A 23,280-nucleotide genomic window follows, 5' to 3' on the forward strand; every position below is an offset into this window, starting at 1 on the left:
GTTCGGCAGGCGGTGTTCTGTGTTCTCTTATGTCTTATACTTCTTCACAATACTCTTCAAACAATCCCTGAAGCTTCGTTATGACAGCCATCGGCTCATATCCTTCTATTTCATGGCGCTCAACCATTTTTAAAATCTTGCCGTCCTTTAACAAAGCGAATGACGGGGAGGAAGGCGGGTATCCTTCAAAATATTCCCTTGCTCTTGCGGTAGCTTCTTTGTCCTGCCCCGCAAATACAGTCACAAGCTGATCAGGGCGCTTATCATAGTGGACTGCATGATGTGCGGCAGGTCTGGCGATTCCTCCTGCACAGCCGCAGACGGAGTTTACCATGACTAGTGTTGTCCCTTTTTTCGTCAGCGCTTCATCCACTTCTTCAGCCGTTGTCAGCTCAGTGTAGCCGCCAGCTGTGATTTCCTGTCTGGCCTGGCGTACGACGTCATTCATAAACAAATTAAAATCCATGTTCACTTTAAGACCTCTCCTTTTTAGCCGCTTGGCATTGTTTCAAGCCAAGTGCTGTTTGATCATCTTTTCTTATGATACTTTGAAACGGTTCATACCGCAAATCAGGCGTTTCAATTTCAATGGGGTTTACCTAATGAACCAATAGGGGAAAATAAAAAGAAAAAGCAATTCAGGTAAAGGAGAACCATATGAGCCGACGAAAAGCCATGTTGATTTACAACGGCAATGCCGGACAAAAAAACATCGAGAAAACGCTTGGGATGGCGGTGCCAATCCTTTCTCAAACAATAGATGAACTGATCATTAAACCGACAAAACGAGAGGATGGTGCTTTTCATTTTTGCCGGCACATCGGAGAAGATATAGACCGGCTGTTTATTTTAGGCGGGGACGGTACGGTCCACGATTGCATAAACGGAATCAGCCAGCTGGATGAAAAGCCTGAGATCGGCATTCTCCCGGGCGGAACATGCAACGATTTTTCGAGGGCGCTCGAGATACCGCAAAACATCGAAAAAGCGGCGGAAGCGCTTGTCAACGGGAAGACGGTCTCGGTCGATGTGCTGAAAACAGAGGATCATTACTGTTTAAACTTTTGGGGCATCGGGTTTATTACAGAAGCTTCGAGCGGCATCAAGCAGACGGAAAAAGCGGTGTTGGGGAGAATCAGCTATTTTACCAGTGCATTGCGGACGATCTCCAATCTCAAGCCTTTCCCTGTCAAGCTGTCGATCGACGGGGAAGATTTGACAGATGAAGCGGTAATGGTTTTGGTGCTGAACGGCCGGTTCATCGGAACCAACCGGATTCCGCTTCCGGCAGCAAGCATCCATGACGGCAAAGCAGATGTCCTGATCTGCCGGAACACGAATCTTGCAGCATTAAAAGAGCTCTTTGCCATGGATGATCCGGAACCTGAATCCTTTAAAGGAGAGCTTTCGTATTATCAGGGAAAGACAATCAAAGTGGAACCGGCTGAACAGATGGACGCCGATACTGACGGCGAAATTCGCACAAGAGCACCCGCTTCCATTGAAGTGCTGAACGGGCATCTCCGCATGCTTACCCCGGCAGATAGAGAAAAAAGCTGACCCTTATTGGGCCAGCTTTTTTTCTGTTTAATAAACAGATGTATTTTCATCAATATGTTCCAAAATCTCTTTCACACGAGCCAGGAATCTGCCGCAAATCAGGCCGTCAAGCACTCTGTGGTCGAGTGATAAGCATAGATTAACCATATCCCTGACTGCGATCATTCCGTGTTCCATGACGACCGGACGCTTAACGATCGATTCAACCTGCAATATCGCCGCCTGCGGATGATTGATGATCCCCATCGACTGAACAGAGCCAAATGAACCGGTATTGTTCACTGTGAACGTGCCGCCCGTCATATCATCGCTTGTCAGCTTGCCGTTTCTCACCTTGTTCGCCAAGTTGGCAATTTCTCTGGCGATCCCTTTGATGGTTTTTTCATCGGCATGCTTAATGACAGGAACATATAAAGCATCTTCTGTCGCCACTGCAATGGAGATGTTAATGTCTTTTTTCTGAATGATTTTATCGCCGGCCCACATGCTGTTCATCTGCGGGAACTCTTTCAGCGCTTGTGCAACCGCTTTGACGAAGAAAGCAAAAAAGGTGAGATTGAAACCTTCTTTCTTCTTAAATTCGTCTTTGAGGCGGTTGCGGTAGCTGACGAGGTTTGTTACATCCACTTCCATCATCGTCCAGGCATGAGGGATCTCATGCTTGCTTCTGACCATATTGGAAGCAATGGCATTGCGGATGCCCGTAACCGGAATTTCGATGTCGCCCGCTGCGCTTTGAGGAGACGGCGCTGCAGCTTTTTGGACAGGTTCTGAAGCCGGCTTTGCATGTTCAACCGGCTGTTTTTCCCGAGCTGTCTCTGTTGCAGGAACGGCACCTGATTCGATGATGCGCTGAATATCTTTCCTGGTGATACGGCCGCCGGCTCCCGTTCCTTCCACCTGTTCCAAATCAATATTGTGTTCTCCTGCCAGTCTCAAAACGGCCGGTGAATAGCGTTTCTTATTGGATGTGTCTGCCGGTGCTGATTTCTGCGGTGCAGGTTCAGCCGCTATTTGATCTTCCTGAGGAGCAGGCTTACTATCTTGTTTTGATTCTTCATTTGTGTCGACTTTGCAGATGATGTCTCCAACCTGCAGTGTCTCCCCTTCTTTTCCGACAAGCTCGGTGATCGTTCCAGTAAATGAGGAAGGCACTTCAGCATTGACTTTATCTGTCATCACTTCAGCGATCGGGTCATATTTGTTGACATGATCTCCGGCGCTGACGAGCCATTTGCTGATCGTTCCCTCGGTCACACTTTCTCCGAGCTGGGGCATTGTCATCTGTTCCACTGCCATACGATTGTCCTCCTTATATGTTTAAAACTCGGCCAGTTCTCTCATTGCCGCTTCTGTTTTATCCGGATTGACCATAAAATATTTTTCCATTGTCGGCGCATACGGCATGGCCGGTACATCAGGCCCCGCCAAACGCTTGATCGGCGCGTCCAAATCGAATAAGCAATGCTCTGAAATGATGGCAGCCACTTCGCTCATGACGCTGCCTTCTTTCGTATCCTCGGTGACGAGAAGAACTTTGCCCGTTTTGGATGCCGCTTCAATGACCGCTTCCTTATCAAGCGGATAGACCGTTCTCAAATCAAGGATATGGGCGGAAATACCGTCCTTTGCCAGTCTCTCTGCAGCCTGAAGCGCAAAGTGAACGCAAAGTCCGTAAGTAATGACGGTGATATCGTCGCCTTCCCGTTTAACATCAGCTTTTCCGATCGGCAATACATAATCATCATCCGGTACTTCGCCTTTGATCAGACGGTAGGCTCGTTTATGCTCAAAGAACAGAACCGGATCTTCATCGCGAATGGCCGCTTTTAAAAGCCCCTTCACATCATAAGGTGTCGAAGGCATTACAATTTTCAATCCGGGCTGGTTGGCAAACAACGCCTCTACCGACTGGGAATGGTACAGTGCTCCGTGAACGCCTCCGCCGTAAGGAGCGCGGATGACAATCGGACAATCCCAATCATTGTTTGAGCGGTAGCGTATTTTTGCCGCTTCAGAAATAATCTGATTGATAGCGGGCATGATAAAATCGGCAAACTGCATTTCGGCAACCGGCCTCATTCCATACATCGCAGCGCCGATGCCGACTCCGGCAATCGCGGATTCAGCCAAAGGCGTATCCATCACCCGGTCTTCTCCAAACTGATCGTAAAGGCCGGCAGTCGCTTTGAATACTCCGCCTTTTTTTCCGACATCTTCGCCAAGCACAAAGACGCGGGGATCTCGTTCCATTTCTTCTTTCATAGCCAAAGTGACAGCATCTATATATGACATAACAGGCATTGTTTTTCCCCCTTACTCTGCATAAACATGCCGCAGCGTCTCTTCAGGATCAGCATATGGAGCATGTTCAGCATAATCTGTTGCTTCATTGACGATGTTTGTCAACTCATCTGAAATTTCTTTTTCAGATTGTTCATCAAGAAGTCCAGCTTCTTTTAAGTATTGTGCGAATTTGATGATCGGATCGTTTTTCTTCGCCTCCGCCACCTCTTCGCGTTCTCGGTAGCTTCGGTCATCATCATCACTCGAGTGCGGGGTCAGCCGGTATGAAATCGTTTCGATCAATGTCGGGCCTTCGCCTCTTCCGGCCCGTTCCCTTGCTTCTTTCACCGCCTTGTATACTTCAAGCGGGTCATTTCCGTCAACCGTCAGGCCGGGCATGCCGTAGCCGACGGCGCGGTCGGAAATATTTTCGCAGGCCACCTGTTTTTCGTAAGGAACCGAGATCGCGTATTTGTTATTTTCACACATGAAAATGACAGGAAGCTTATGAACCGCTGCAAAATTGGCCCCTTCATGAAAATCTCCCTGATTTGAAGACCCTTCTCCAAAGGTGACAAAGGTCGCGATATTTTTATTGTCGAGCCTTCCCGCAAGCGCTACACCTACAGCATGGGGCACTTGCGTCGTCACAGGAGAAGACCCTGTGACAATCCGGTTTTTCTTTTGGCCGAAATGGCTCGGCATCTGTTTGCCCCCTGAATTCGGATCCTCCGCTTTCGCGAAAGCTGACAGCATTAAATCTTTTGCGGTCATGCCGAAAGCGAGCACAACCCCCATATCTCTGTAATACGGAAGCACATAGTCATTGTCGCGGTCTAAAGCGAAAGCCGCACCGACCTGCGCTGCTTCTTGCCCTTGACAGGAAATAACAAATGGGATTTTGCCGGAACGGTTTAAGAGCCACATCCGCTCATCGAGCTTTCTGGCTAAAAGCATGGTTTTGTACATTTCGATTGCTTGTTCATCTGTTAATCCCGCTGCTTCATGACGATTATTGCTCATTCTTTTCACTCCTTCATGCTTTTTAAAAATGAATCGCTTTTCCATCCACGGCAAGAGCGGCTTCTCCGATGGCTTCAGAAAGCGTCGGATGCGGATGGATCGTTTGACCGACTTCCCACGGCGTCGCATCAAGCACCTTAGCGAGCCCCGCCTCGGAAATCATATCCGTCACGTGCGGACCGATCATATGGACGCCCAGAATATCATCTGTCTCCTCGTCTGCGACTATCTTGACGAAACCGTCTGTTTCACCGTATACGAGCGCCTTGCCAATCGCCTGAAACGGAAATTTGCCCACCTTGATCTTGCGGCCTTCCGCCTTTGCTTCTTCCTCGGTCAAGCCGACTGACGCCGCCTCAGGGCTGGAATAGATGCATTTAGACACAAGCGAGTAGTCGATGGCAGGAGGCTCCCCGTCAGCGATATGCTCAACAGCGGTAATCCCTTCATGAGAAGCCGCATGAGCCAGCTGAAGCCCGCCAATAACATCGCCTATTGCATAGATGTGGGACTCCTTTGTCTGATACATGCTGTTTGTTGAGATAAAACCTTTTTCCACCTGAATCTCTGTGTTTTCCAGGCCAATTCCCTCAACATTGGCCTGCCTTCCGACTGACAGCAGCATTTTTTCAGCGGTAAATTCTTGCGCTTCTCCGCCTTTTTCTGCTTGAATGCTGATCGTTTCTCCCTTTTTCAGGGTGTCTGCCAGCACTTTCGCACCGGTGATAATGTTGATGCCTTTTTTCGTCAGCTGGGTCTGCATTTCTTTAGAAATATCAGCATCCTCCGTCGGCAAAATGCGTTCCGCATATTCAATCACCGTCACATCAACGCCGAAATCATTGAGCATTGAAGCCCACTCTATTCCGATGACACCGCCGCCGACAATCAGGATGGAAGATGGAAGTTGCTCAAGTTCAAGCGCTTCATCTGATGAGAGAATGCTCTCCCCGTCAGGCTCAAGCCCGGGAAGCGCGCGCGGTCTTGAACCGGTTGCGATGATGACGTTTTTAGGAATGAGCATTTCGTTTTCATCTCCGTTTGCCATTTCAACGGACACCGTGCCGGGCATCGGAGAAAAAATCGACGGTCCGAGAATTCGCCCGATTCCTTCGTAAACATCGATTTTTCCTTTTTTCATCAAATGTTTGACACCGTTATAAAGCTGATCAATAATTTTTTGTTTTCTGCTTTGAACCTGAGAAAACCGCAGTTCGACTTCGGGAATGACCACTCCGAATTCTTCCGCTTTTTTCGCCGTCCGGTATACCTCGGCGCTTCTCAGCAGCGCCTTTGACGGGATGCAGCCTTTATGAAGGCATGTGCCGCCGAGTTTTCGTTTTTCCACGACGGCTGTTTTCAGCCCCAGCTGCGAAGCTCTGATTGCCGCAACATAGCCGCCCGTTCCTCCACCTAGGATGACGAGATCATATTCAGTTGCCATGACTTTCCCTCCTCTAGTTCGGATATTGTTTTGCCTGTTCTTCTCCATTCAGCACGCGAAAAGCGCCTTCCGCCAAAGCTTGAAGCTCATTTTCGCCGGGGAATACGACGACATCCGAAATCCAGTCTATGTATTTTCTGATCGAGGAAATAAACGCTTTTCCATAAGCCAGGCCGCCCGTCAAAATGATGACGTCGACTTCTCCTTGTAAAACGGCGCTGGCCGCCCCGATTTCTTTGGCGAGTTGATAAGCCATCGCTTCATAGATGAGCGCTGCTTTTTGATCGCCTTCCTGAATCATTTTTTCAACCTTCACCGCATCGGTCGTTCCGAGATAGCCGGCAAGACCGCCTCCGCCGACAAGCATCTTCATGAGCTCGTCACGGGTATATTCGCCGGAAAAACACATATCGATGAGATCGCCAGCCGGAATGGTTCCGGCCCGCTCTGGACTGAGCGGACCTTCCCCATGGAGGCCATTGTTGACATCGATGACACGTCCTTTACAATGGACGCCGATCGTAATCCCGCCTCCCATATGGGTGATGATCATTTTCATATCTTCATAGCGCTTCCCAAACTGCCAGGCCGCTTTGCGGGCGACCGCTTTTTGGTTGAGAGCATGAAAAATGCTCCTTCTTTCAATGGCCGGTGTGCCGGAAATTTTTGCGATAGGAGACATTTCATCGACGACAACGGGGTCGACGATAAAAGCCGGAATATTTAATCCGGCGGCGATTTCCCTGGCGATGATTCCGCCGAGATTTGAGGCATGCTGCCCTGAATAGCCGTTTTTCAAATCCTCGATCATCGCGTCATTTACTTCATATGTGCCGCCTTCGATAGGGCGGAGAAGGCCCCCTCTCGCACACACGGCGTTCAGTTTTGATATATTGATTCCCTGTTCATGCAGCGTCTCCAATATAGCCTGCTTCCTGAACGAATATTGATCAATGATTGTTTGATATTGCTGCAGCTTTGCCTCGTCATGACGGATTGCTTTTTCGAATATTGAACGGTCATCGTGAAAAACGCCGATCTTTGTAGATGTTGATCCCGGATTGATGACGAGAATACGTTTTTCCATTACCTGCATTTGCTTTAAGCCTCCAGTATAAAAGGGTTGTGATGTTAACGTCTGCTTAAAATGTGATGGCCGTTTTGCAAAAATTGACTTCTTGATTGGCGCATGCGCTCAATCCGCTCTTCGGCTAACCGATCCGCCGCCAAATATGCCGGAATTCGATCGCGTTTCGATATTTCAAGCACCCGTTCAATGTTTCCGTAAATGCCTTCGACTTTTTTCAGCGCGCGTTCAGAATTATAGCCGTAAAGCTCATCGGCAACATTGATGACGCCGCCGGCATTGATGACATAATCCGGCGCATAGACGATGCCCATGTCATGGATCTGGTCTCCGTGACGGGTTTCTTTCAGCTGATTGTTGGCCGCACCCGCAATCACCTTCGCTTTCAGCTGCGGAATCGTATCATCATTGATCGTCGCTCCGAGTGCACACGGCGCATATATATCACAATCCTGCGAATAAATATCATCAGGGTCGACAGCACGGGCGCCAAATTCAGCAACAGCGCGTTCGACCGCTTCTTTATTGATGTCTGTGACGATCAGTTTTGCACCTTCTTCATGAAGATGGCGGCAAAGGTTGTACGCGACATTGCCGACGCCTTGGACCGCCACGGTTTTTCCTGCAAGCGAATCCGTACCGAACGCTTCTTTCGCCGCTGCTTTCATCCCTTTGTATACACCGTAGGCCGTGACAGGAGACGGATTGCCTGACGAACCGAAAGCCGGTGAAATCCCTGTTACAAAATCTGTCTCATCATGGATGATATCCATATCTTCAACAGTGGTGCCGACATCTTCGGCGGTGATGTACCTTCCGTTTAACCCTTGAATATAGCGGCCGAAAGCGCGGAACATTTCTTCATTTTTATCTTTGCGGGGATCTCCGATGATGACTGTTTTGCCTCCCCCGAGGTTTAATCCGGCTGCCGCGTTTTTATAGGTCATTCCCCGCGCAAGGCGGAGCGCATCTTCAATTGCGGCTGCTTCATTTTCATAAGTCCACATTCTCGTTCCGCCCAAAGCCGGTCCGAGTGTCGTATCATGAATCGCGATGATCGCTTTTAAACCGGACTGTTTATCTTGGCAAAACACCAATTGTTCATAGTCATACTGCTCCATATATCGAAATAACTCCATTTTTTATTCCTCCTCATGTCGTACTTCTGACGTACATAGCGCCAAAGCAATCGAATACAGCTTGTTTTCAGCGGAATCGGCCCTGCTCGTCAAGGCGATGGGTGCTTTCGCTCCTGCTAAAATGGCCCCCACTTTTGCACCCGCAAAATGAATCAATGATTTGTAGAGCACATTACCCGTTTCAATTGAAGGAACAAGCAGAATATCGGCCTGACCCGCCACAATTCCAGAAATGTTTTTATGCCGGGCGGCAAGCTCTGATATCGCGTTATCTAAAGCAAGCGGACCGTCAACGATACAGTCCCTGATCTGCCCCCTGTGATTCATTTGCGTTAAAGCCGCTGCATTCAAAGTGGCTTCCATTACGGGATTCACCGTTTCGACAGCGGCAAGACAAGCAGCTTTCGGCATTTTGACCCCGACTGCTCTTGCGACGCGCACGGCATTTTCTAAAATCTGTTTTAGCTCTTCAAGCTTCGGATTGATGTTCATTGCCGCATCTGTCACATAAATCAGCCTGTCAAACCCATTGACTTCGAATGCCGCAACATGTGACAGCACATGAGAGGAACGCAGCCCGTATTCTTTATTCAAAACGGCTTTTAAAAGCACGGCTGTCGGGACATTTCCTTTCATGAGAACATCCGCATTTCCGCTTTTTACAGCTTGAACAGCGATTCTTGCGGAGTCTGCGGGCGTTTCCGAATGAATGATATCGACATGCCGTTTTGAAATGTTCTGCTCTGTCATCATATATCTGATTTTTTCTCTGTGCCCAATCAATAAAAATCGGGCGAATTGTTTGTCAACCGCAAGTTTGACGGCTTGAAGCACTTCATCATCTTCTGCATGTGCGACGGCGACCGTTTTATTTTCCAGCTCCGCCGCTTTTTGAAATAGTTGTGTCAGCTTCATAGTACCCACCTTTCTCAGCAAACATCCGCTCTCTTTATTATGCAAGTTTCGTGCCAGTATCATAAATGCGGTTCGGTACTGTGAACCTGTTTACATTTTGCAAGATTCTGCACGAATTACTGCAAATTATTGCATGCTGTCTTTTGCAAGGTTGTATTTATCCATTTTGTAATAAAGATTGCGGATGCTGATTCCAAGCGCTTTTGCTGTTTTTGTTCTGTTATACTGATGCTTTTCAAGCGTCTCTTTAATAACATGAGCTTCAAACCGCTCAACGGCGGCTGAAAGCTTTTCATTTTCAATTTCAGGAAAAGCGAGCCCGACTTCAACCTTTTTCTTCGGGCGGTCTGCTTCAGGCAGATGTTCAAGATCAATCCATTCCATTTGCGGTTTTAAAAAGATCATGGCCCGCTCCAGGACATTTTCAAGCTCTCTGACATTCCCCGGCCATTTTCGCGCCGTCAATGATTTGAGCGCATGTTTCGTAAGTCCCTTTACATTGCGGCCGTACTCTTGATTAATTTTTGCGATTAAATGGCGGCTTAAGGCATCAATATCTTCTTTTCGCTGCCTGAGCGGCGGAATCGATATCGGATAACGGTTGATGCGGTAGTACAAATCTTCGCGGAACCTGCCTTCAGCCAGCGCTTTTTCAATATTGACGTTTGTTGCGGCGATAATTCTGACGTTCACAGGAATCGGTTTTGTCCCGCCGACCCTGACGATTTCTTTTTCTTGAAGAACGCGAAGCAGCTTCGCCTGCGTATTTTGCGAGAGCTCTCCGATCTCGTCCAAGAAAATGCTTCCGTTATTCGCCTCTTCAAAAAAACCTTTTTTTCCGCCGCGCCTCGCTCCGGAAAAAGCGCCCTCCTCATAGCCAAACAGCTCTGATTCCAGCAATGATTCCGAAATGGCCGCACAGTTTACCCGGACAAACTTATTATACTTTCGGTCACTTTCGTTATGTATAGCATGGGCAAAAAGCTCCTTTCCCGTTCCCGATTCGCCCCTCAGCAAAATCGTCGCAGGCGTTTTCGCCCCCAATTTCGCCTGTTCAAGCGCGACGAGCATCTGCTCGCTTGAACCAATAATGTCGGCAAATGTATATTTCGCTTCCAGCGTGCGGATAATCTGGCGCGCTCTGTTCAGCTCATTTGTCAGCGACTGAATTTCTGAAACGTCATGGATAACGCCGACACTGCCTTTTAAAATACCGTCGACGATAATCGGCGCGACATTGACGATGACTTCCTTCTTATTCGGACCGACCTTCATTCTGACGCCCCTGACAGGACGCCTCGTTTCAAGCACTTTCAAATGCATGCTTTCGCCTTCAGAAATGTCTGTGTTCGCGGGTTTTCCAATGACTTGGTCTTTCGTCAGACCTGTCATTTTCGTATACGCCCTGTTGATCATCATCCCGTTTCCGTTTTCGTCGACAACAGAAATAGCTTCATCGGAAGATTGAATGATCGCTTCAAGCATCGTCCTGATTTCTTTCAGGTTTGTCACCTCTTCGGCCAGCTCGACCGCATCGGTAATGTCTTTAAAAATACTGAGCGCGCCTAAAAGCGTTCCCCCATCATCAATGATCGGTATTCTTGTCGTGACAATCTGCCTGTTTGGATGCAAAAACTGTTTTTGGTTGTATTCAGGCTCTCTCGTATTCAGTATGCGCGGAAGCTTCGTGGTCGGTATGACCTGTTGAATATGCTGGCCGATTGCTTCATGGCGCTTTGTTCCGGTCATTTCTTCGGCCATTTTATTAAATAAAATAATCTCTTCTTGAATATCGATAAAGATCATACCGTCATTCATAGAATGAAAGATGCGGTCATGTTTATAGGTTTGTTCTTTCAGCATTTGGATCAGCTGCTGCTTTTCATTCATCAGCTGAGAAATAATATAGGCGAGCGATCCCGGCACAACAATCGTTCTGTCATGTTTGTTCTGCATCAGCTGCTTTAATACATCAGAATCTCCGGTCGTTTCAATGATGATGTCAATCTGTTTTGTTATGTATGGCGTCCAGTCCAGAGCCGTTTCGATATTGTTTTTTTGTGCGAACAACAGCCCCGGAGCCTTCGGGTTTTTATCAATGACGGCGGCAATATGCATCGTTTTTGTTTTCAGCAGCAAATCTAAGAGAGCTGTTCCCCCTTTTCCAGCACCTACAATGAGCACTTTTTGTATCATCCCTTAACCCCTTTGTATGAAATTTTTTGCACACCATAACGTTCATTTGCAACAATTTGCACAACATCTATGTTATCACGTTTTCCTTTCTTGACAAACTTTTTTTTCAAATAGACAATAAAGGTAAATCTTTGGTAAGGGGATTCGTGTATGGGGAGACTGATCGCACTGCTGATTTTGCTGATTCCGGGATGTTTGGCGGCCGCCGGCATTAAATTGATGAGGGACACTGTTTTCGGGGTTTTAATCAATCCTTTTCAGATCCTTTGGCTTCAGGGACTGACAGGCATCATATTTTTTGCGGGCGGGCTTTATCTTTTAGGCGGATTTATTTTTTACAGAGACAGAAAAAGAAACCAGGTGAGCCCCCGTTTCAGAAAAAAACAGCGCGATCGCGGGGCATGAGCGCTTTATCAGACAGCAAAAAGCCGCAGAATTCCGCGGCTTTTTTCATGTCATCTCTTTCTTTATTTTCAGCGCTTTTTCGGGAAAATCGGTGAAAAAGCCGTCAACTCCCGCTTCAATCAGTTTTTTCATATCCTCCTCACGGTTGATGGTAAACGGCCTGACGGCTTTTTGTTTCAGATGGGCGTTTTGAATCGTGTCTTCCGACATGGAGCGGCGATACGGATGAAAGCCGGAGGCGGGAATCATATCGATATATTGTTCAGGCTGATATAGAACATCCATAAAGAGCGCAGCCAATTCAATATCGGGATTGATCCTGCTGCATAAAGCAAGGCTTTCATGATTAAAGGAAGAAAGAATGATCCGGTCTTGAAGATTGTACGCTTCAATGAGGGACATCACTTTTTCTTCCATCCCCTCGTAGCGGACAATGCTGTTTTTCAGCTCAACATTAAGAAGAAAATCGCCTTTTGCCGCCCAATCAAAAACTTCTTCGAGCGTCGGCACGGCGACAAAACCGGTCTTTTCAGAAAATCGGTAGCTTGCATCCCCCTGTTTCATATCTTCATATGTATAATCTTTAATATAGCCCTTCAGCGAGGTCGTCCTGTCAAGCTTTTCATCGTGAATCACGACAAGTCGGCCGTCTTTCGTCATTTGCACATCCAACTCGATGCCGTCGGCGCCTGCAGCGGCCGCATGTTCAAATGCAGTCATTGTATTTTCAGGGAGCGTCCCTGAAGCGCCTCTGTGTGCAAAAATTTTCGTCATGTATTGTTCACCCCTGAAAGAAATAAGTTATCCCTCATTATGAAGGCTTTATCATTTTCTTTCCACAGTTAAGGCTTTTCTTAACATAAATATAACGTTTTTCTTCAACATTAAAAACACCCCGGCGATGCCGGGGTTTTCGGTTTATTCATAATAAAAAACCACCGCTTCAGCGAGCGCATCCGCTGCTTTTTTCTGAGATTCCGAGCTTCTGAGTTTATCGGCGTCTGCGTCATTCGTAATGAAGCCCAGCTCCACTAAAGCACTCGGCATCTTTGAATTTTTGATGACGTAAAACCCCGATTCTTTCACTCCCCTGTCTGTGGTGTCCAAAGCACCGGGAAGCCGTTCTTGAACCTCTGAAGCAAGCCGTTCGCTGTCAGCCGCTTTATAGGTGGAGTCAAAATACGTCTCTGTTCCTGACGCTTCAGGAACGGCAGAGTTTGCATGAATGCTGATGAAAAGGTCTGAACCGTTTGCGCTCGCCTTGGCCACACGCTCTTCAAGGGACAAAAACGCATCATCCGTTCTGGTCATGACCGTGTCAGCTCCCTCATCTTTCAGTTTTTCATTCAGCAAATTCGATACGTCGAGATTGACATCCTTCTCCAAAAGACCGTTTCCGACCGCACCGCTGTCTTCTCCTCCGTGCCCTGCATCGATATAAATCGTTTTTCCCGAAAGCGTCTCTGCCGCAAAAGCACCGGGAAGAATCATCACAAACGAATACAGCAGTAAAAACAAGCTCTTCGCTAGCAATTTCACAGTTTCTTCCTCCTACATCTCCGTTTTATCATCTATCATTCTTTCTTTTTCATATCTTCAAGCTGTAATGTTCCGTCCTCTGCTTTCGTATACTCCACTTCCACCTTTGTGTATTCTTCGATTCCTTTATATTTGTCCCGTTTTTCGGGAGGAACCTGCAGCATAGTCTCTTTGCCGTCAATGTTGACAGCGACAGTATGCTGATCCGCCAATCCGACAAAGGTGCCTTCCTTTGTCAATGTTTCTGCGCCATTTCCTTCCCGGCCTTTTTGTTGCGATGTGCCGCAGCCTGCCAAAAGCAGCACAGTGAACAAAACTAGGATGACTCCCTTTTTCATGTCGATCACCTCATCCGCTGGATTTTTCTTCACCATGTACATTATCTTTCATCCTCCTCAGCTGTAAAGCTGCTTACACCATCTCCTATATCCGACATTCCACCGCCTAATGGCTCAGCGATTTCCGGTTGTTAGCAGCCATTCGCTCTGATCCGTCCATGAAAAACGATCTAACACAGGCGGGAATTGGATGTGAAATGGAAGAAATCAGATCTTTTTCATCATTTTTTTACAAGACATCGATGATCGATTTTTTTCTGAATAAAAAAACGCCTTTTTCTTTTGGAAAAAGACGTTTAACATGCGGCTTCTCGCTTTATATGATTCAGTTTATGATAAGGACGAAATCCCGTGAGACAATCATCGAAATTTAGACAGATGCACAGCAAACTAAAAAGGAGACCCCATTCTGATAAGAATCTCCCTCTTATATGAGTTTGAATGTTCATCTCAAATGCTGCAAAACCGTCCCTTTCCCATGATTCGACTCTATTTCGGCATATGCTCCATTGATAAACGTCATTTGCGGAGGAACATGACCACAGTCAATATCAAATATAATCGGGAAGTGAAGTTCCTCTGATAGCTCATGATAAACATCTTCAGCTGTGTAACCTTGAATAGAAGCATGAACAGGGCTTCGGCCAAACATAATGCCTGAACAATCCTCAAACCAGCCAGCTAATTTCATCTGGATGAGCGACCTGCGCAAATCAGTTGTTGACAGATCACAATTTTCGAAAAACCAAATCAGAGGATCTCCGTGAATAACATTTTCTTTAAAGTTCCGCACATCCCCATAAGGTGTTCCAACCAGATGCCTGACCGCGTCAATACAGCCGCCGAGCAGCCTTCCCTCTATCTTCACTTTATTGTTTATCGTTGTTTTCCAATCGGTCTCTTCGGTTAGATTAAAAATACAGGAGGTAGGTTGATCAAACTGCCATTCCTTCTGGTACTTTTCTGATGAGTGCTGAAGGATTGACTCACTTTCTTTTGTCGTTAAAACAGCTTGCCACATGACTGTCGTCTGATCAGAATACTCTCCTCTTAAATCGACCAAATTTGTTCCATGGGCAGTAGCTATACCCGTTTTCAATGTAATAGCCAAAAGCAGCAGACTAACATCAGAATAGCCCAGCACCCACTTATTCTTCATATTTTCAAAATCAATATATTCAAGCGTCTCAATCAGCAGTTCCCCGCCCCAAGGAGGAAAAATGAAATCAATATCCTCACAGCGCATCATACGGTTAAATTCTTCCGCCCGTTTTTTAGCAGGAGCTGATTTCGCCTTATTCTGACTCCAAACCGTATCGCCGCATATGACGCTAAAGCCCATCTTTTCCATACGTTCACACGCAGCCTTCAGCAATTCATGCAGCTCATGCGGCATTCCTGAAGATGGAGCAGTAACTCCAATCGTTGCACGCTCTTTTAAAAATGGATATCGTATCATAAAGAATCCCCCATACTTATGAATGATGTAACACTGCATAAAAAAAGATTAAGTTTCGTTTTGGAAGTTATCATGAGAGGAAAAATACCGGTTTAATGAGCATATCAATTTAATTCACAAAATGTTTACACATTTTTACAAGGTAAATACATCCATTCGTCGAATTAATATATTTGATCACCAAAAAATTTAAAGGAGTGTTTCAAATGTATGGTAAAAAAATTTTACTGTGCTCAGCTCTCTCTCTTTCCTTATTGACAGTTGGTGTTCCATCTTTTGCAAGTACCGGTCATGTTGAAACTCAAAGTGTTGCGATTCAATCTGATGCCTCTACACAAGAACTCGTTGATGACTACGTTTATAGTAGAGAGAATAAATTTGCTAACTCATTCACAAGAAATGGAATCACGTGGTATTTAAAAGACATTAAGTATTCTAACGGCTGGTACATTGGCCATTATCAAGCTAACATTTAAACTAAAATTCAGGATTCCTGGTGATCAATCCTGAACATGAATGTTATTGTCTATTTTTAAAGAATACCAAGTGGCCGTATGCAAAACCAATGTATATAGGTTAAATTTCAACATAGGGGGAAAACGCTTCATCATATCCCCCTTTTAATTGTGTAAAACTGTAGATGTATTTCACTTCTATAAGTAGGTGGTTAGTTTGAAATTTCATTACTATAAAAACCTTCGCAAAGCCCCTCCGTAAAGCGTGTGGATTTATATTCTTTAATCCGTACTCACGCGCATACCTGTTCAATCGTTTTTGAATATTGTTATTCGATGGCCCTGCCGCTATTTGATTACCGTACTTTGTTATAAAAACAAATGTATTATCCTTATTGTACGCTCGGCGGATTTCGCCGTTTTTCTTCAGCATTATGGAGAGAAGTTGAGCAAGAATGTCGTCAAAGGGTAATAGTAAAGGCTCGCGATTTTTAATGATGTCCCCGCTAAAATCAATATGTTCTTCTTTTAAATTTGCAAGCGTCCCTCACGCATACCTGTTTTATACATGAGAAGCACTGCTGCCGCATCACGTAATTGGACAAAATCGGTTAAATCTAATACCAAAAGTAAAATTTTGATTTCAAGTTCCGTCGCACCTTCTTTAATCCGCCTGTCAACTTTGACCTTAACGTTCTTCCAAAACTTCGATTTGAACCATCCATTATCGAAACAGGGCGACAAAAACGCTTTAAAACATTTCAAACGTGTGAGCCTCGTTTGTGCGCTAACGTCCATTTTTTCAAGCCATGAATGAATTGACTCGTATGTGATTTCGTGCAGATATGTTAACTCTTCTGATTTCTTAAAATGAGACACATGAAGACGATAATCGCTAATCGTACGTTCCCTATTCCCGCCCACTTCCATCTGTCGGAGAATAACCGCAAGTGCCTGTTCGATTGTAATTCGCTTTGGTTTAGGTGATTCGGAGGAATTACTAAACATGTCGGAAAGATCAGGAAGGCTTTCTTCTACCGTGAAAATTTTTTTTGAGTCATCCTAACGCCTACCTTCGTATTTTCTTTTTTGTCTTCCTTGATTTATTTAAGTCATCTATCACTCGATTTATTAACGAGTATTCATTCTGCTGCCTTGTAAGCGATTCTAACGACAGGTGAGTATAGCGCAACACCATTCGTAAATCTTTATGGCCGATGATCGCCTGAGATCTCCTCCAGCCTGCAAAAACATACTAGCTGCAGTGTGTCTAAATAAATGCGGATGGACTCTTTTGTTTATTCCAGCCCGTTCAACGTAATCCCGAGTCGTTTTCTAAAATTGTCAGTCGTTAGTCTCGTCCCTTCTTCTGATATAAAGACGTACTTGCTAGGCTTAAATCGTGTATTCCTTAGCAACAATTTTTTTAATAACTTCATCGTATTTTTGTCTAAAGGTATCATACGACCTTTTCTTGTTTTGGTTTTTCGCGCATCAAGGATAATATAATTCAATTCAAAATTTATATTTTCGACTTCTAAGGTGACGATTTCCCCTATTCTGGCCATAGAATTAATTAAACACATCATAACCACGTAGTCTCTAAACTCTAAGAATTTTCGTTTGTTTGGTGTTTTTAAAAGCTTTTTCATCTCGTCCACAGATAGTATTTGAACCATATTCTCCGGTTGCTTAACTTTATTTACTTTTTGAAATGGATTTTCATTAACCATGTCTTCTTCAACACAAAAAGTAAAAATGGTTCTCAAAGTTTTCAGGTGGTCATTTGCATACGTCGGAGAACATCCTGGAGTTTTTACTCTATCCGGTTTATATCTATGTCCTTTAAATGTTTTCTTCTCGCGCAGGATATAAAGGTCATATACTCCCTTGCAAAGCCAACATCAATAGACTCAATATTAGTGGACAGACCTTTAATTTTCGCAAATTCTTCAACGCTCTCACAAACCCGTCGGTAACGATCAATTGTTTCTTTCGTAAGCCCTTCCGACATCTTTACGATACATATCTGCTTACACACATCAGAGAGGGTCTTACTTTTGTATGTATTTTTCTTTTCGACATTTTGTTTAATCGTTGGCCTTCGTTTCCCCCGCATGTACACTCCATCCCCTCCTCAATGTCAGAATAGCTTAACTTTTTTCGTGATTCAAGCAAAAACCGAAATATAGTCTTTTTAACACAAGAAAAAAACAAAGAACACAATTAAAAACCGAACTATATAACGCAAATAGAGACAATATATTAATGAAAAACGGAACAATGAATAGACGGAGCTCCACGACGAACTAACGAACGAGGGCGTTAACGAGACGGGTAACGAATCGAATCTTGTCTCGTAACAGCCGGTCCAGCACGCCGTTGTAGTAGCCGGCAAGACCGCGTTCACAGCGAAAACCCCAATTATAAACTTGTAACAACCGATTGCAACATCGAAAAGAAAAAACCGCCCGATTACCGGACGGCGAAAATTCTTGCGCTATTTCGTTTTTAGTAATACCCTTATCGCGTAAGAACTAGCGACAAATTCATCGCAATAAGGACGAAAAATTCATCGGAATTACGATAAACTTTTCGTTAGAAAAGCTACGTCAATTCAACGTATAAATCAGCGCCAAACCCGCGTTACATCAACGCTTAAGAAGCCTTATGCTCGAGCCGCAGTTTATCGGCAACCATCGCGATGAATTCTGAATTGGTCGGCTTTGCTTTTGACATGCTGACCGTGTAGCCGAACAGAGACGAAATGGAGTCGATATTGCCTCTGCTCCATGCGACTTCGATGGCGTGGCGGATTGCCCGTTCGACTCGGCTTGCAGTTGTATTGAATTTTTTGGCGATGTCAGGATAAAGCACTTTTGTAATGCTGCCGAGCAGTTCAATATCGTTATACACCATGGAAATGGCTTCTCGCAAGTATAGATATCCTTTGATATGAGCAGGTACGCCGATTTCATGGATGATGGTCGTGATGCTGGCATCTAAGTTTTTCTTTGGCGATTCCGGCTGCGGACGAAGCACACTGCTTTGCGCAGACGGCGCGCGGTGTGCCATTGGAGAACCGTTTCCGCTGACTTGACGGATATGACCGACTAGATTCTCCATATCAAATGGCTTAAGGATAAAATACGACGCACCCAAATCAACAGCTTTTTTCGTCACGTCTTCCTGGCCGAACGCCGTCAGCATAATGACGTTCGGCTGTTTTTTCAGCTGGGACTCCCGCAGCCTTTCAAGCACAGCCAAACCGTCAAGATGAGGCATAATAATATCCAGCACAAGCACATCAGGCTCCTTGTCTTTAAACAAAGAAAGGCATTCCTGTCCGTTATATGCCACACCGAGCACTTCCATGTCGTTTTGCCCCTCAATATATTCGCTTAATAGGCCGACAAGCTCCCTGTTATCATCAGCAACACATACTTTAATTTTCTCCACGTTTCTTCCTCCCCAATGTGTATGTTGATAAATTTCATCATTCTTTTTCTAATATGTTTAATTCGACAGCACCACTTTATTCCCTTTTTTTAAAAATGAATTTTCCAATATTAGTGGTATATCTCGTTTATTTTCGGTTTTTTTCTGATTTTCTCGATTTTTCGACTAGAAATGAGATTTGACAAACGGGAGAACGTGAATTTGTCGAAAAATCTTTCCATTTTTATTTTAACTCACAATGCTGAAGAATAAAAGGTGAAATCAGAAAACTGCCGGTGTCTCCGGCAGTTTTTAGCTCGCTTTATCCTTTTTGTAAATATCGATCCCCGCTTCTGACAGCATCCATTCAATGTGAACACCGTAGCCGCTCGTCGGATCGTTGACAAAAACGTGTGTGACCGCTCCAATGACCTTGCCATTTTGAATGATCGGACTGCCGCTCATCCCTTGAACGATGCCGCCTGTTTTATTCAACAGCTTAGGGTCTGTGATTTTCAGCACCATTCCCTTTGTGGCAGGAAACTTTTGCGGGGTTGTACTGACGATCTGGATATCGAATTTTTCAACCTTATCGTTTTCAATGACTGTTAAAATTTGTGCCGGTCCTTCTTTGACTTCATTCGAAAATGCGATCGGAATCGCTTTGTCGGCAACACGGTTTTTGATGGATTCATGAAGCGTGCCAAAGATTCCAAAAGGACTGTTTCTGTTAATATCGCCGATCACTTTTCGTTCGGAAGCAAAGCGCGCCAGTTTTTCACCGGGGTTTCCGCCCTTTCCTTTTTCAATTGAGGTTACCGTCGATTTAACAATTTGGCCGTTTTCCACAACGATCGGCTTTTTCGTATCCATATCGGAAATCACGTGGCCGAGCGCCCCGTATTTTTTCGATTTCGGTTCATAAAAGGTCATCGTCCCGATTCCTGCGGCAGAGTCCCTGATATATAAGCCGATTCTGTATTTATCTTCAGCTTGGTCCTTTTTTGGAACAAGTTTTGTTTTGATTTCCTGTTTATCCCTCTTGATTAACAGATTTAAGGTCTCGCCTGTTTTCCCTGCTTTTTGAATGAAAGGCGTGATGTCATTCATTTTTTCAATTTTTGTGCCGTTGATTTCGGTGATAATGTCGCCTACCGCGATTCCGGCGGCTTCACCGGGCGATTTTTTGCCGTCAGCCGTATTGATTTGATGAAAACCGACAACCAATACGCCTACAGAGTGAAGTTTAACACCAATCGACTGCCCGCCTGGTACGACTTTTAAATCAGACAGAACATTTACTTTTGTTTTTTTAACCGGAAATCCGGCAAAATCATAAACGAGGTCCGCCTTTCCGTTTTTTTCGCCTTTGATTTCCACTTCATGTTGATTCTCTTTTAATGTGAATGCTTCTGATGATTCATCTTGGGGAGTACGGACGGATAAACTTGTTTCTATGGCTCGTGAACCCGTCTCAAAAATGTTCATGTTTTTTGGTATCTCAATGTATTCTTTGACCGGTTTGTAAAATCCTACACTTATTAAAGCAACAAGGAGAATTATACCCACAGCTTTTCTGATTTTTTCAACATCCACCTTTTCACTCTCCTCGCACCTAACCCACACCATGAAAATTTCTTTACGCTACATCATTACTTTTGCCTTCCTGACAGTGATTTATAACTGTGAACGGAAGAAAATCATTGGATAAAATGATAAAGAAACGTGTGTATAAGAAAATGCCCATAAAAAATAAGCTGTTCACGATGAACAGCTTATCCGGTGGTTTTGACGAGGTTGGCTTGATGTAAAAGTTCTTTTGCATGGCGCTTTGTCAAATCTGTCACTTCAACGCCGGCAATCATCCGGCCGATTTCAGATATTTTTTCCTGTTTTGACAAAGGTGTAACGCTCGTCGTCGTTCTCCCGTCTTTCGATTGTTTCGTAATCAAAAGGTGGGTATCCGCCATTGCGGCCACTTGCGGCAAATGGGTAATGCACAAAACTTGAGAACCGATCGATACACGGTGAATTTTTTCGGCGATCGCCTGTGCGACTCTTCCGCTGACGCCTGTGTCCACTTCATCAAAAATGATCGAGGTGACGTCCTGCTGCGCCGAAAAAATGCTTTTCATCGCCAGCATGATTCTTGACAATTCACCACCTGAAGCGACTTTTGACAAAGATTTGAGCGGTTCTCCCGTATTTGTTGAGATTAAAAAGCGAACGCTGTCAATGCCTTGCTTTGTCAGCTGGACAGGAGTGCCGTTGACGATTGGCGCATCATCACGGGCATCCGCCGTTTTGATTTGAAATTCTGTATCAAATGTCGACTTCTCCATGTAAAGCTCATTTAATTCCTGCTTGATTTGCTTGGCGAGCTTTTTCGCCCAGGATTTCCGAATGTCTGATACATTGGCTGCCTCAATCGCGACATCTTTGCCGACCGACTCTAGCTCTGCTTTCAATGTTTGAAGGTGGCTGTCTCGATTTTGGATGCGGTCGATTTCTTCCTCAATTTGGGCTGAATAGGCTTGAATATCTTCGACAGTAGCGCCGTATTTACGTTTTAGCTGCTTGATTTCATTCAAGCGCGATTCAATGAAATCGAGCCGTTCAGGATCGTATTCCAATTCATCAAGCATGTTTCTGATCTGAAAGGTTGAATCCTCAAGAATGTAGTATGCATTGGCAACTGATTCAGACATTTTTTTGAGTCCATCGTTAATGCCGGAGACATTCTCAAGCTCACTTGAAGCCATTCCGACCCAATCGAGCCCCGCCCGCTCATGGCGCAGCGCATTATAGGCATTTTGCAGCGCTTCATATATTTTCTCAAAATTTGAAATTTGCTTCCGTTCATCCTGTAAGAGCTCGTCCTCTTTCGGCTGGAGATTTGCGGATTCGATTTCATCGAGCTGGAATTGGATCAAATCGAGCCGATGCGCCATTTCCTGTTCGCTCTCAGAAAGCTGTTTAACCTTTTTCATGACATTCATGTAGCGGTTGTATACTTCTTGATACGCCTTTATTGCTTGATCAATGTCTTCGCCTGCATATCTGTCCAAAAGCTGCAGGTGCTGATCATCTTCCATGAGCAGCTGGTTGTCGTGCTGACCGTGGATGTCCAGCAGCAGTCTGCCGACTTCCCGAAGAGCGGCGATAGTTACAAGTTTTCCATTGACACGGCAGATACTCTTGCCGTTTGCGTTAATGTCTCTTCTCATGACGATCATTTCGTCTGAAGCTTCAATTCCGAGTTCGCCGCACAGATCAAAAACCGGATGTCCGCTGTCAAGCAGAAAAAGCCCCTCTAACTCGGCTCTTTTTTCTCCATACCTGACATATTCAGACGATCCCCTGCCTCCGACAAGCAATGATACGGCATCGATGATGATCGATTTTCCGGCGCCTGTTTCTCCGGTTAATACGGTCAGCCCTTTTTCAAATGAAATGGTTAATTCTTCAATAATGGCAAAGTTTTTGATCGATAATTCAGCTAACAAGGTTTTGTGACACCTCTTTTCAGGCATTCATTTTATAAAAGTTCCAAGATTTTTTTCTGAACCAAATCCGTATCTTGATTTGTCCGGCAGATGATCAAAATTGTATCATCGCCGCAGATGGTTCCCATGATTTCCTCCCAATCCAAATTGTCCATCAGCGCACCAATCGCCTGGGCGTTTCCAGGCATTGTCTTCAGGACGATCATATGGCTTGCGGAATCAATTTTAACAAACGCATCCATTAATGATCTTTTTAATTTGGAGAGCGGGTTAAACCGCTGATCGGCAGGCAGGCTGTATTTATAGGAACCGTTGTTTGTCGGCACCTTCACGAGGTGAAGCTCTTTGATGTCGCGCGAGACGGTCGCCTGCGTGACATTATAGCCGTCCTTTTTTAAAATATCGACAAGTTCATCCTGTGTCTCAATCTCATTTGCAGTGATGATTTCCCTGATTTTAATATGCCTTTGACCTTTGTTCATTTTACACC

The 23,280-nt window shown here is 45.1% G+C and carries 23 protein-coding genes and 1 pseudogene; 3 read left to right on the forward strand and 21 right to left on the reverse strand.

Translation table 11 applies throughout. The features are described from left to right. Positions 1–34: 34 nt before the first annotated feature. Positions 35–472 (reverse strand): BrxA/BrxB family bacilliredoxin, encoded by a 438-nt coding sequence (locus tag BTA30_RS13290; protein WP_076761794.1) that lies wholly within the window; start codon positions 470–472, stop codon positions 35–37. A gap of 185 nt (positions 473–657) precedes the next feature. Here BTA30_RS13290 and BTA30_RS13295 point away from each other — a divergent pair, with 185 nt between their 5' ends. Next, a complete protein-coding gene (locus BTA30_RS13295) occupies positions 658–1,560 on the forward strand; it encodes a YegS/Rv2252/BmrU family lipid kinase (protein ID WP_076761795.1) in 903 nt (300 codons plus the stop codon). A gap of 27 nt (positions 1,561–1,587) precedes the next feature. On the opposite strand, the gene BTA30_RS13300 is transcribed toward BTA30_RS13295, so the two are convergent. The 8 genes from BTA30_RS13300 to BTA30_RS13335 form a co-directional block, all read right to left on the reverse strand. Then, complete coding sequence (locus BTA30_RS13300; RefSeq protein ID WP_076761796.1) at positions 1,588–2,859, reverse strand: dihydrolipoamide acetyltransferase family protein; 1,272 nt, start codon at positions 2,857–2,859, stop codon at positions 1,588–1,590. A 21-nt stretch (positions 2,860–2,880) separates the two neighbouring features. Beyond that, positions 2,881–3,864 carry an alpha-ketoacid dehydrogenase subunit beta gene (locus tag BTA30_RS13305; RefSeq protein WP_076761797.1) on the reverse strand — a complete coding sequence of 328 codons (984 nt, stop codon included), beginning with the start codon at positions 3,862–3,864 and terminating at the stop codon, positions 2,881–2,883. Between the two features lie 12 nt (positions 3,865–3,876). Continuing rightward, a complete protein-coding gene (locus BTA30_RS13310) occupies positions 3,877–4,869 on the reverse strand; it encodes a thiamine pyrophosphate-dependent dehydrogenase E1 component subunit alpha (protein ID WP_076761953.1) in 993 nt (330 codons plus the stop codon). 22 nt (positions 4,870–4,891) lie between these two features. Beyond that, positions 4,892–6,313, reverse strand: a complete 1,422-nt coding sequence (lpdA, locus tag BTA30_RS13315) for a dihydrolipoyl dehydrogenase (RefSeq protein WP_076761798.1) — start codon at positions 6,311–6,313, stop codon at positions 4,892–4,894. 13 nt (positions 6,314–6,326) lie between these two features. Then, positions 6,327–7,409, reverse strand: coding sequence for a butyrate kinase (gene buk / locus BTA30_RS13320; RefSeq protein ID WP_076761799.1), 1,083 nt, complete (start codon positions 7,407–7,409; stop codon positions 6,327–6,329). Between the two features lie 35 nt (positions 7,410–7,444). Next, positions 7,445–8,539, reverse strand: a complete 1,095-nt coding sequence (gene bcd / locus BTA30_RS13325; RefSeq protein WP_076761800.1) for a branched-chain amino acid dehydrogenase — start codon at positions 8,537–8,539, stop codon at positions 7,445–7,447. Between the two features lie 3 nt (positions 8,540–8,542). Next, on the reverse strand, positions 8,543–9,454 hold the full coding sequence (yqiS, locus tag BTA30_RS13330; RefSeq protein ID WP_076761801.1) for a phosphate butyryltransferase: 912 nt from the start codon (positions 9,452–9,454) through the stop codon (positions 8,543–8,545). Positions 9,455–9,580: 126 nt separating this feature from the next. Beyond that, positions 9,581–11,647 carry a sigma-54 interaction domain-containing protein gene (locus BTA30_RS13335; protein WP_076761954.1) on the reverse strand — a complete coding sequence of 689 codons (2,067 nt, stop codon included), beginning with the start codon at positions 11,645–11,647 and terminating at the stop codon, positions 9,581–9,583. 153 nt (positions 11,648–11,800) lie between these two features. Here BTA30_RS13335 and BTA30_RS13340 point away from each other — a divergent pair, with 153 nt between their 5' ends. Beyond that, positions 11,801–12,055 (forward strand): DUF2627 domain-containing protein, encoded by a 255-nt coding sequence (locus BTA30_RS13340; protein ID WP_076761802.1) that lies wholly within the window; start codon positions 11,801–11,803, stop codon positions 12,053–12,055. A 45-nt stretch (positions 12,056–12,100) separates the two neighbouring features. Here BTA30_RS13340 and BTA30_RS13345 read toward each other — a convergent pair whose 3' ends face one another. From BTA30_RS13345 to BTA30_RS13365, 4 genes are all read right to left on the reverse strand, one after another. Further along, complete coding sequence (locus BTA30_RS13345) at positions 12,101–12,829, reverse strand: glycerophosphodiester phosphodiesterase (RefSeq protein WP_076761803.1); 729 nt, start codon at positions 12,827–12,829, stop codon at positions 12,101–12,103. Positions 12,830–12,973: 144 nt separating this feature from the next. After that, the gene (locus tag BTA30_RS13350; protein WP_076761804.1) at positions 12,974–13,594 is read right to left on the reverse strand and encodes an N-acetylmuramoyl-L-alanine amidase family protein; all 621 of its coding nucleotides are present in this window, start codon (positions 13,592–13,594) and stop codon (positions 12,974–12,976) included. Between the two features lie 35 nt (positions 13,595–13,629). Next, positions 13,630–13,932, reverse strand: coding sequence for an acidic lipoprotein LytA (gene lytA / locus BTA30_RS13355; RefSeq protein ID WP_076761955.1), 303 nt, complete (start codon positions 13,930–13,932; stop codon positions 13,630–13,632). Positions 13,933–14,377: 445 nt separating this feature from the next. Continuing rightward, positions 14,378–15,391, reverse strand: a complete 1,014-nt coding sequence (locus BTA30_RS13365) for a S66 family peptidase (protein ID WP_076761806.1) — start codon at positions 15,389–15,391, stop codon at positions 14,378–14,380. A 206-nt stretch (positions 15,392–15,597) separates the two neighbouring features. Here BTA30_RS13365 and BTA30_RS13370 point away from each other — a divergent pair, with 206 nt between their 5' ends. Beyond that, positions 15,598–15,867, forward strand: a complete 270-nt coding sequence (locus BTA30_RS13370; protein WP_076761807.1) for an LCI fold-containing protein — start codon at positions 15,598–15,600, stop codon at positions 15,865–15,867. A 100-nt stretch (positions 15,868–15,967) separates the two neighbouring features. Here the strand turns inward: BTA30_RS13370 and BTA30_RS23880 are convergent, their stop codons facing one another. The 8 genes and pseudogenes from BTA30_RS23880 to ahrC all read right to left on the reverse strand — a co-directional run bounded on the left by BTA30_RS23880 (position 15,968) and on the right by ahrC (position 23,272). After that, a complete protein-coding gene (locus tag BTA30_RS23880; RefSeq protein WP_326140189.1) occupies positions 15,968–16,363 on the reverse strand; it encodes a tyrosine-type recombinase/integrase in 396 nt (131 codons plus the stop codon). An 11-nt stretch (positions 16,364–16,374) separates the two neighbouring features. Then, on the reverse strand, positions 16,375–16,611 hold the full coding sequence (locus tag BTA30_RS23885) for a site-specific integrase (protein WP_239693692.1): 237 nt from the start codon (positions 16,609–16,611) through the stop codon (positions 16,375–16,377). 402 nt (positions 16,612–17,013) lie between these two features. Next, a pseudogene (locus BTA30_RS23890) lies at positions 17,014–17,579 on the reverse strand (tyrosine-type recombinase/integrase). Positions 17,580–17,662: 83 nt separating this feature from the next. Continuing rightward, the gene (locus tag BTA30_RS23895) at positions 17,663–17,971 is read right to left on the reverse strand and encodes a phage integrase SAM-like domain-containing protein (RefSeq protein ID WP_239693693.1); all 309 of its coding nucleotides are present in this window, start codon (positions 17,969–17,971) and stop codon (positions 17,663–17,665) included. A gap of 533 nt (positions 17,972–18,504) precedes the next feature. Continuing rightward, entirely contained in the window at positions 18,505–19,305 is an 801-nt protein-coding gene (gene spo0A / locus BTA30_RS13385) for a sporulation transcription factor Spo0A (RefSeq protein WP_076761808.1), read from the reverse strand. Between the two features lie 291 nt (positions 19,306–19,596). Continuing rightward, on the reverse strand, positions 19,597–20,913 hold the full coding sequence (spoIVB, locus tag BTA30_RS13390; protein ID WP_076761809.1) for a SpoIVB peptidase: 1,317 nt from the start codon (positions 20,911–20,913) through the stop codon (positions 19,597–19,599). 146 nt (positions 20,914–21,059) lie between these two features. Further along, positions 21,060–22,790 carry a DNA repair protein RecN gene (recN, locus tag BTA30_RS13395; protein WP_076761810.1) on the reverse strand — a complete coding sequence of 577 codons (1,731 nt, stop codon included), beginning with the start codon at positions 22,788–22,790 and terminating at the stop codon, positions 21,060–21,062. Between the two features lie 32 nt (positions 22,791–22,822). Next, positions 22,823–23,272, reverse strand: a complete 450-nt coding sequence (gene ahrC, locus BTA30_RS13400) for a transcriptional regulator AhrC/ArgR (protein WP_076761811.1) — start codon at positions 23,270–23,272, stop codon at positions 22,823–22,825. Positions 23,273–23,280 lie beyond the last annotated feature (8 nt).

The organism is Bacillus swezeyi, assembly GCF_001969815.1.
In the GTDB taxonomy this organism is placed as follows: Bacteria; Bacillota; Bacilli; order Bacillales; family Bacillaceae; genus Bacillus; species Bacillus swezeyi.

What these genes read in the sequence shown, in the direction of transcription:
- BTA30_RS13295 (WP_076761795.1), top strand. Translation starts at nt 658, where the DNA reads ATGAGCCGACGAAAAGCCATGTTGATTTACAACGGCAATGCCGGACAA.
- BTA30_RS13300 (WP_076761796.1), bottom strand. Translation starts at nt 2,859, where the DNA reads ATGGCAGTGGAACAGATGACAATGCCCCAGCTCGGAGAAAGTGTGACC.
- BTA30_RS13305 (WP_076761797.1), bottom strand. Translation starts at nt 3,864, where the DNA reads ATGCCTGTTATGTCATATATAGATGCTGTCACTTTGGCTATGAAAGAA.
- BTA30_RS13310 (WP_076761953.1), bottom strand. Translation starts at nt 4,869, where the DNA reads ATGAGCAATAATCGTCATGAAGCAGCGGGATTAACAGATGAACAAGCA.
- lpdA (WP_076761798.1), bottom strand. Translation starts at nt 6,313, where the DNA reads ATGGCAACTGAATATGATCTCGTCATCCTAGGTGGAGGAACGGGCGGC.
- buk (WP_076761799.1), bottom strand. Translation starts at nt 7,409, where the DNA reads ATGCAGGTAATGGAAAAACGTATTCTCGTCATCAATCCGGGATCAACA.
- bcd (WP_076761800.1), bottom strand. Translation starts at nt 8,539, where the DNA reads ATGGAGTTATTTCGATATATGGAGCAGTATGACTATGAACAATTGGTG.
- yqiS (WP_076761801.1), bottom strand. Translation starts at nt 9,454, where the DNA reads ATGAAGCTGACACAACTATTTCAAAAAGCGGCGGAGCTGGAAAATAAA.
- BTA30_RS13340 (WP_076761802.1), top strand. Translation starts at nt 11,801, where the DNA reads ATGGGGAGACTGATCGCACTGCTGATTTTGCTGATTCCGGGATGTTTG.
- BTA30_RS13345 (WP_076761803.1), bottom strand. Translation starts at nt 12,829, where the DNA reads ATGACGAAAATTTTTGCACACAGAGGCGCTTCAGGGACGCTCCCTGAA.
- lytA (WP_076761955.1), bottom strand. Translation starts at nt 13,932, where the DNA reads ATGAAAAAGGGAGTCATCCTAGTTTTGTTCACTGTGCTGCTTTTGGCA.
- BTA30_RS13365 (WP_076761806.1), bottom strand. Translation starts at nt 15,391, where the DNA reads ATGATACGATATCCATTTTTAAAAGAGCGTGCAACGATTGGAGTTACT.
- BTA30_RS13370 (WP_076761807.1), top strand. Translation starts at nt 15,598, where the DNA reads ATGTATGGTAAAAAAATTTTACTGTGCTCAGCTCTCTCTCTTTCCTTA.
- spoIVB (WP_076761809.1), bottom strand. Translation starts at nt 20,913, where the DNA reads ATGGTGTGGGTTAGGTGCGAGGAGAGTGAAAAGGTGGATGTTGAAAAA.
- ahrC (WP_076761811.1), bottom strand. Translation starts at nt 23,272, where the DNA reads ATGAACAAAGGTCAAAGGCATATTAAAATCAGGGAAATCATCACTGCA.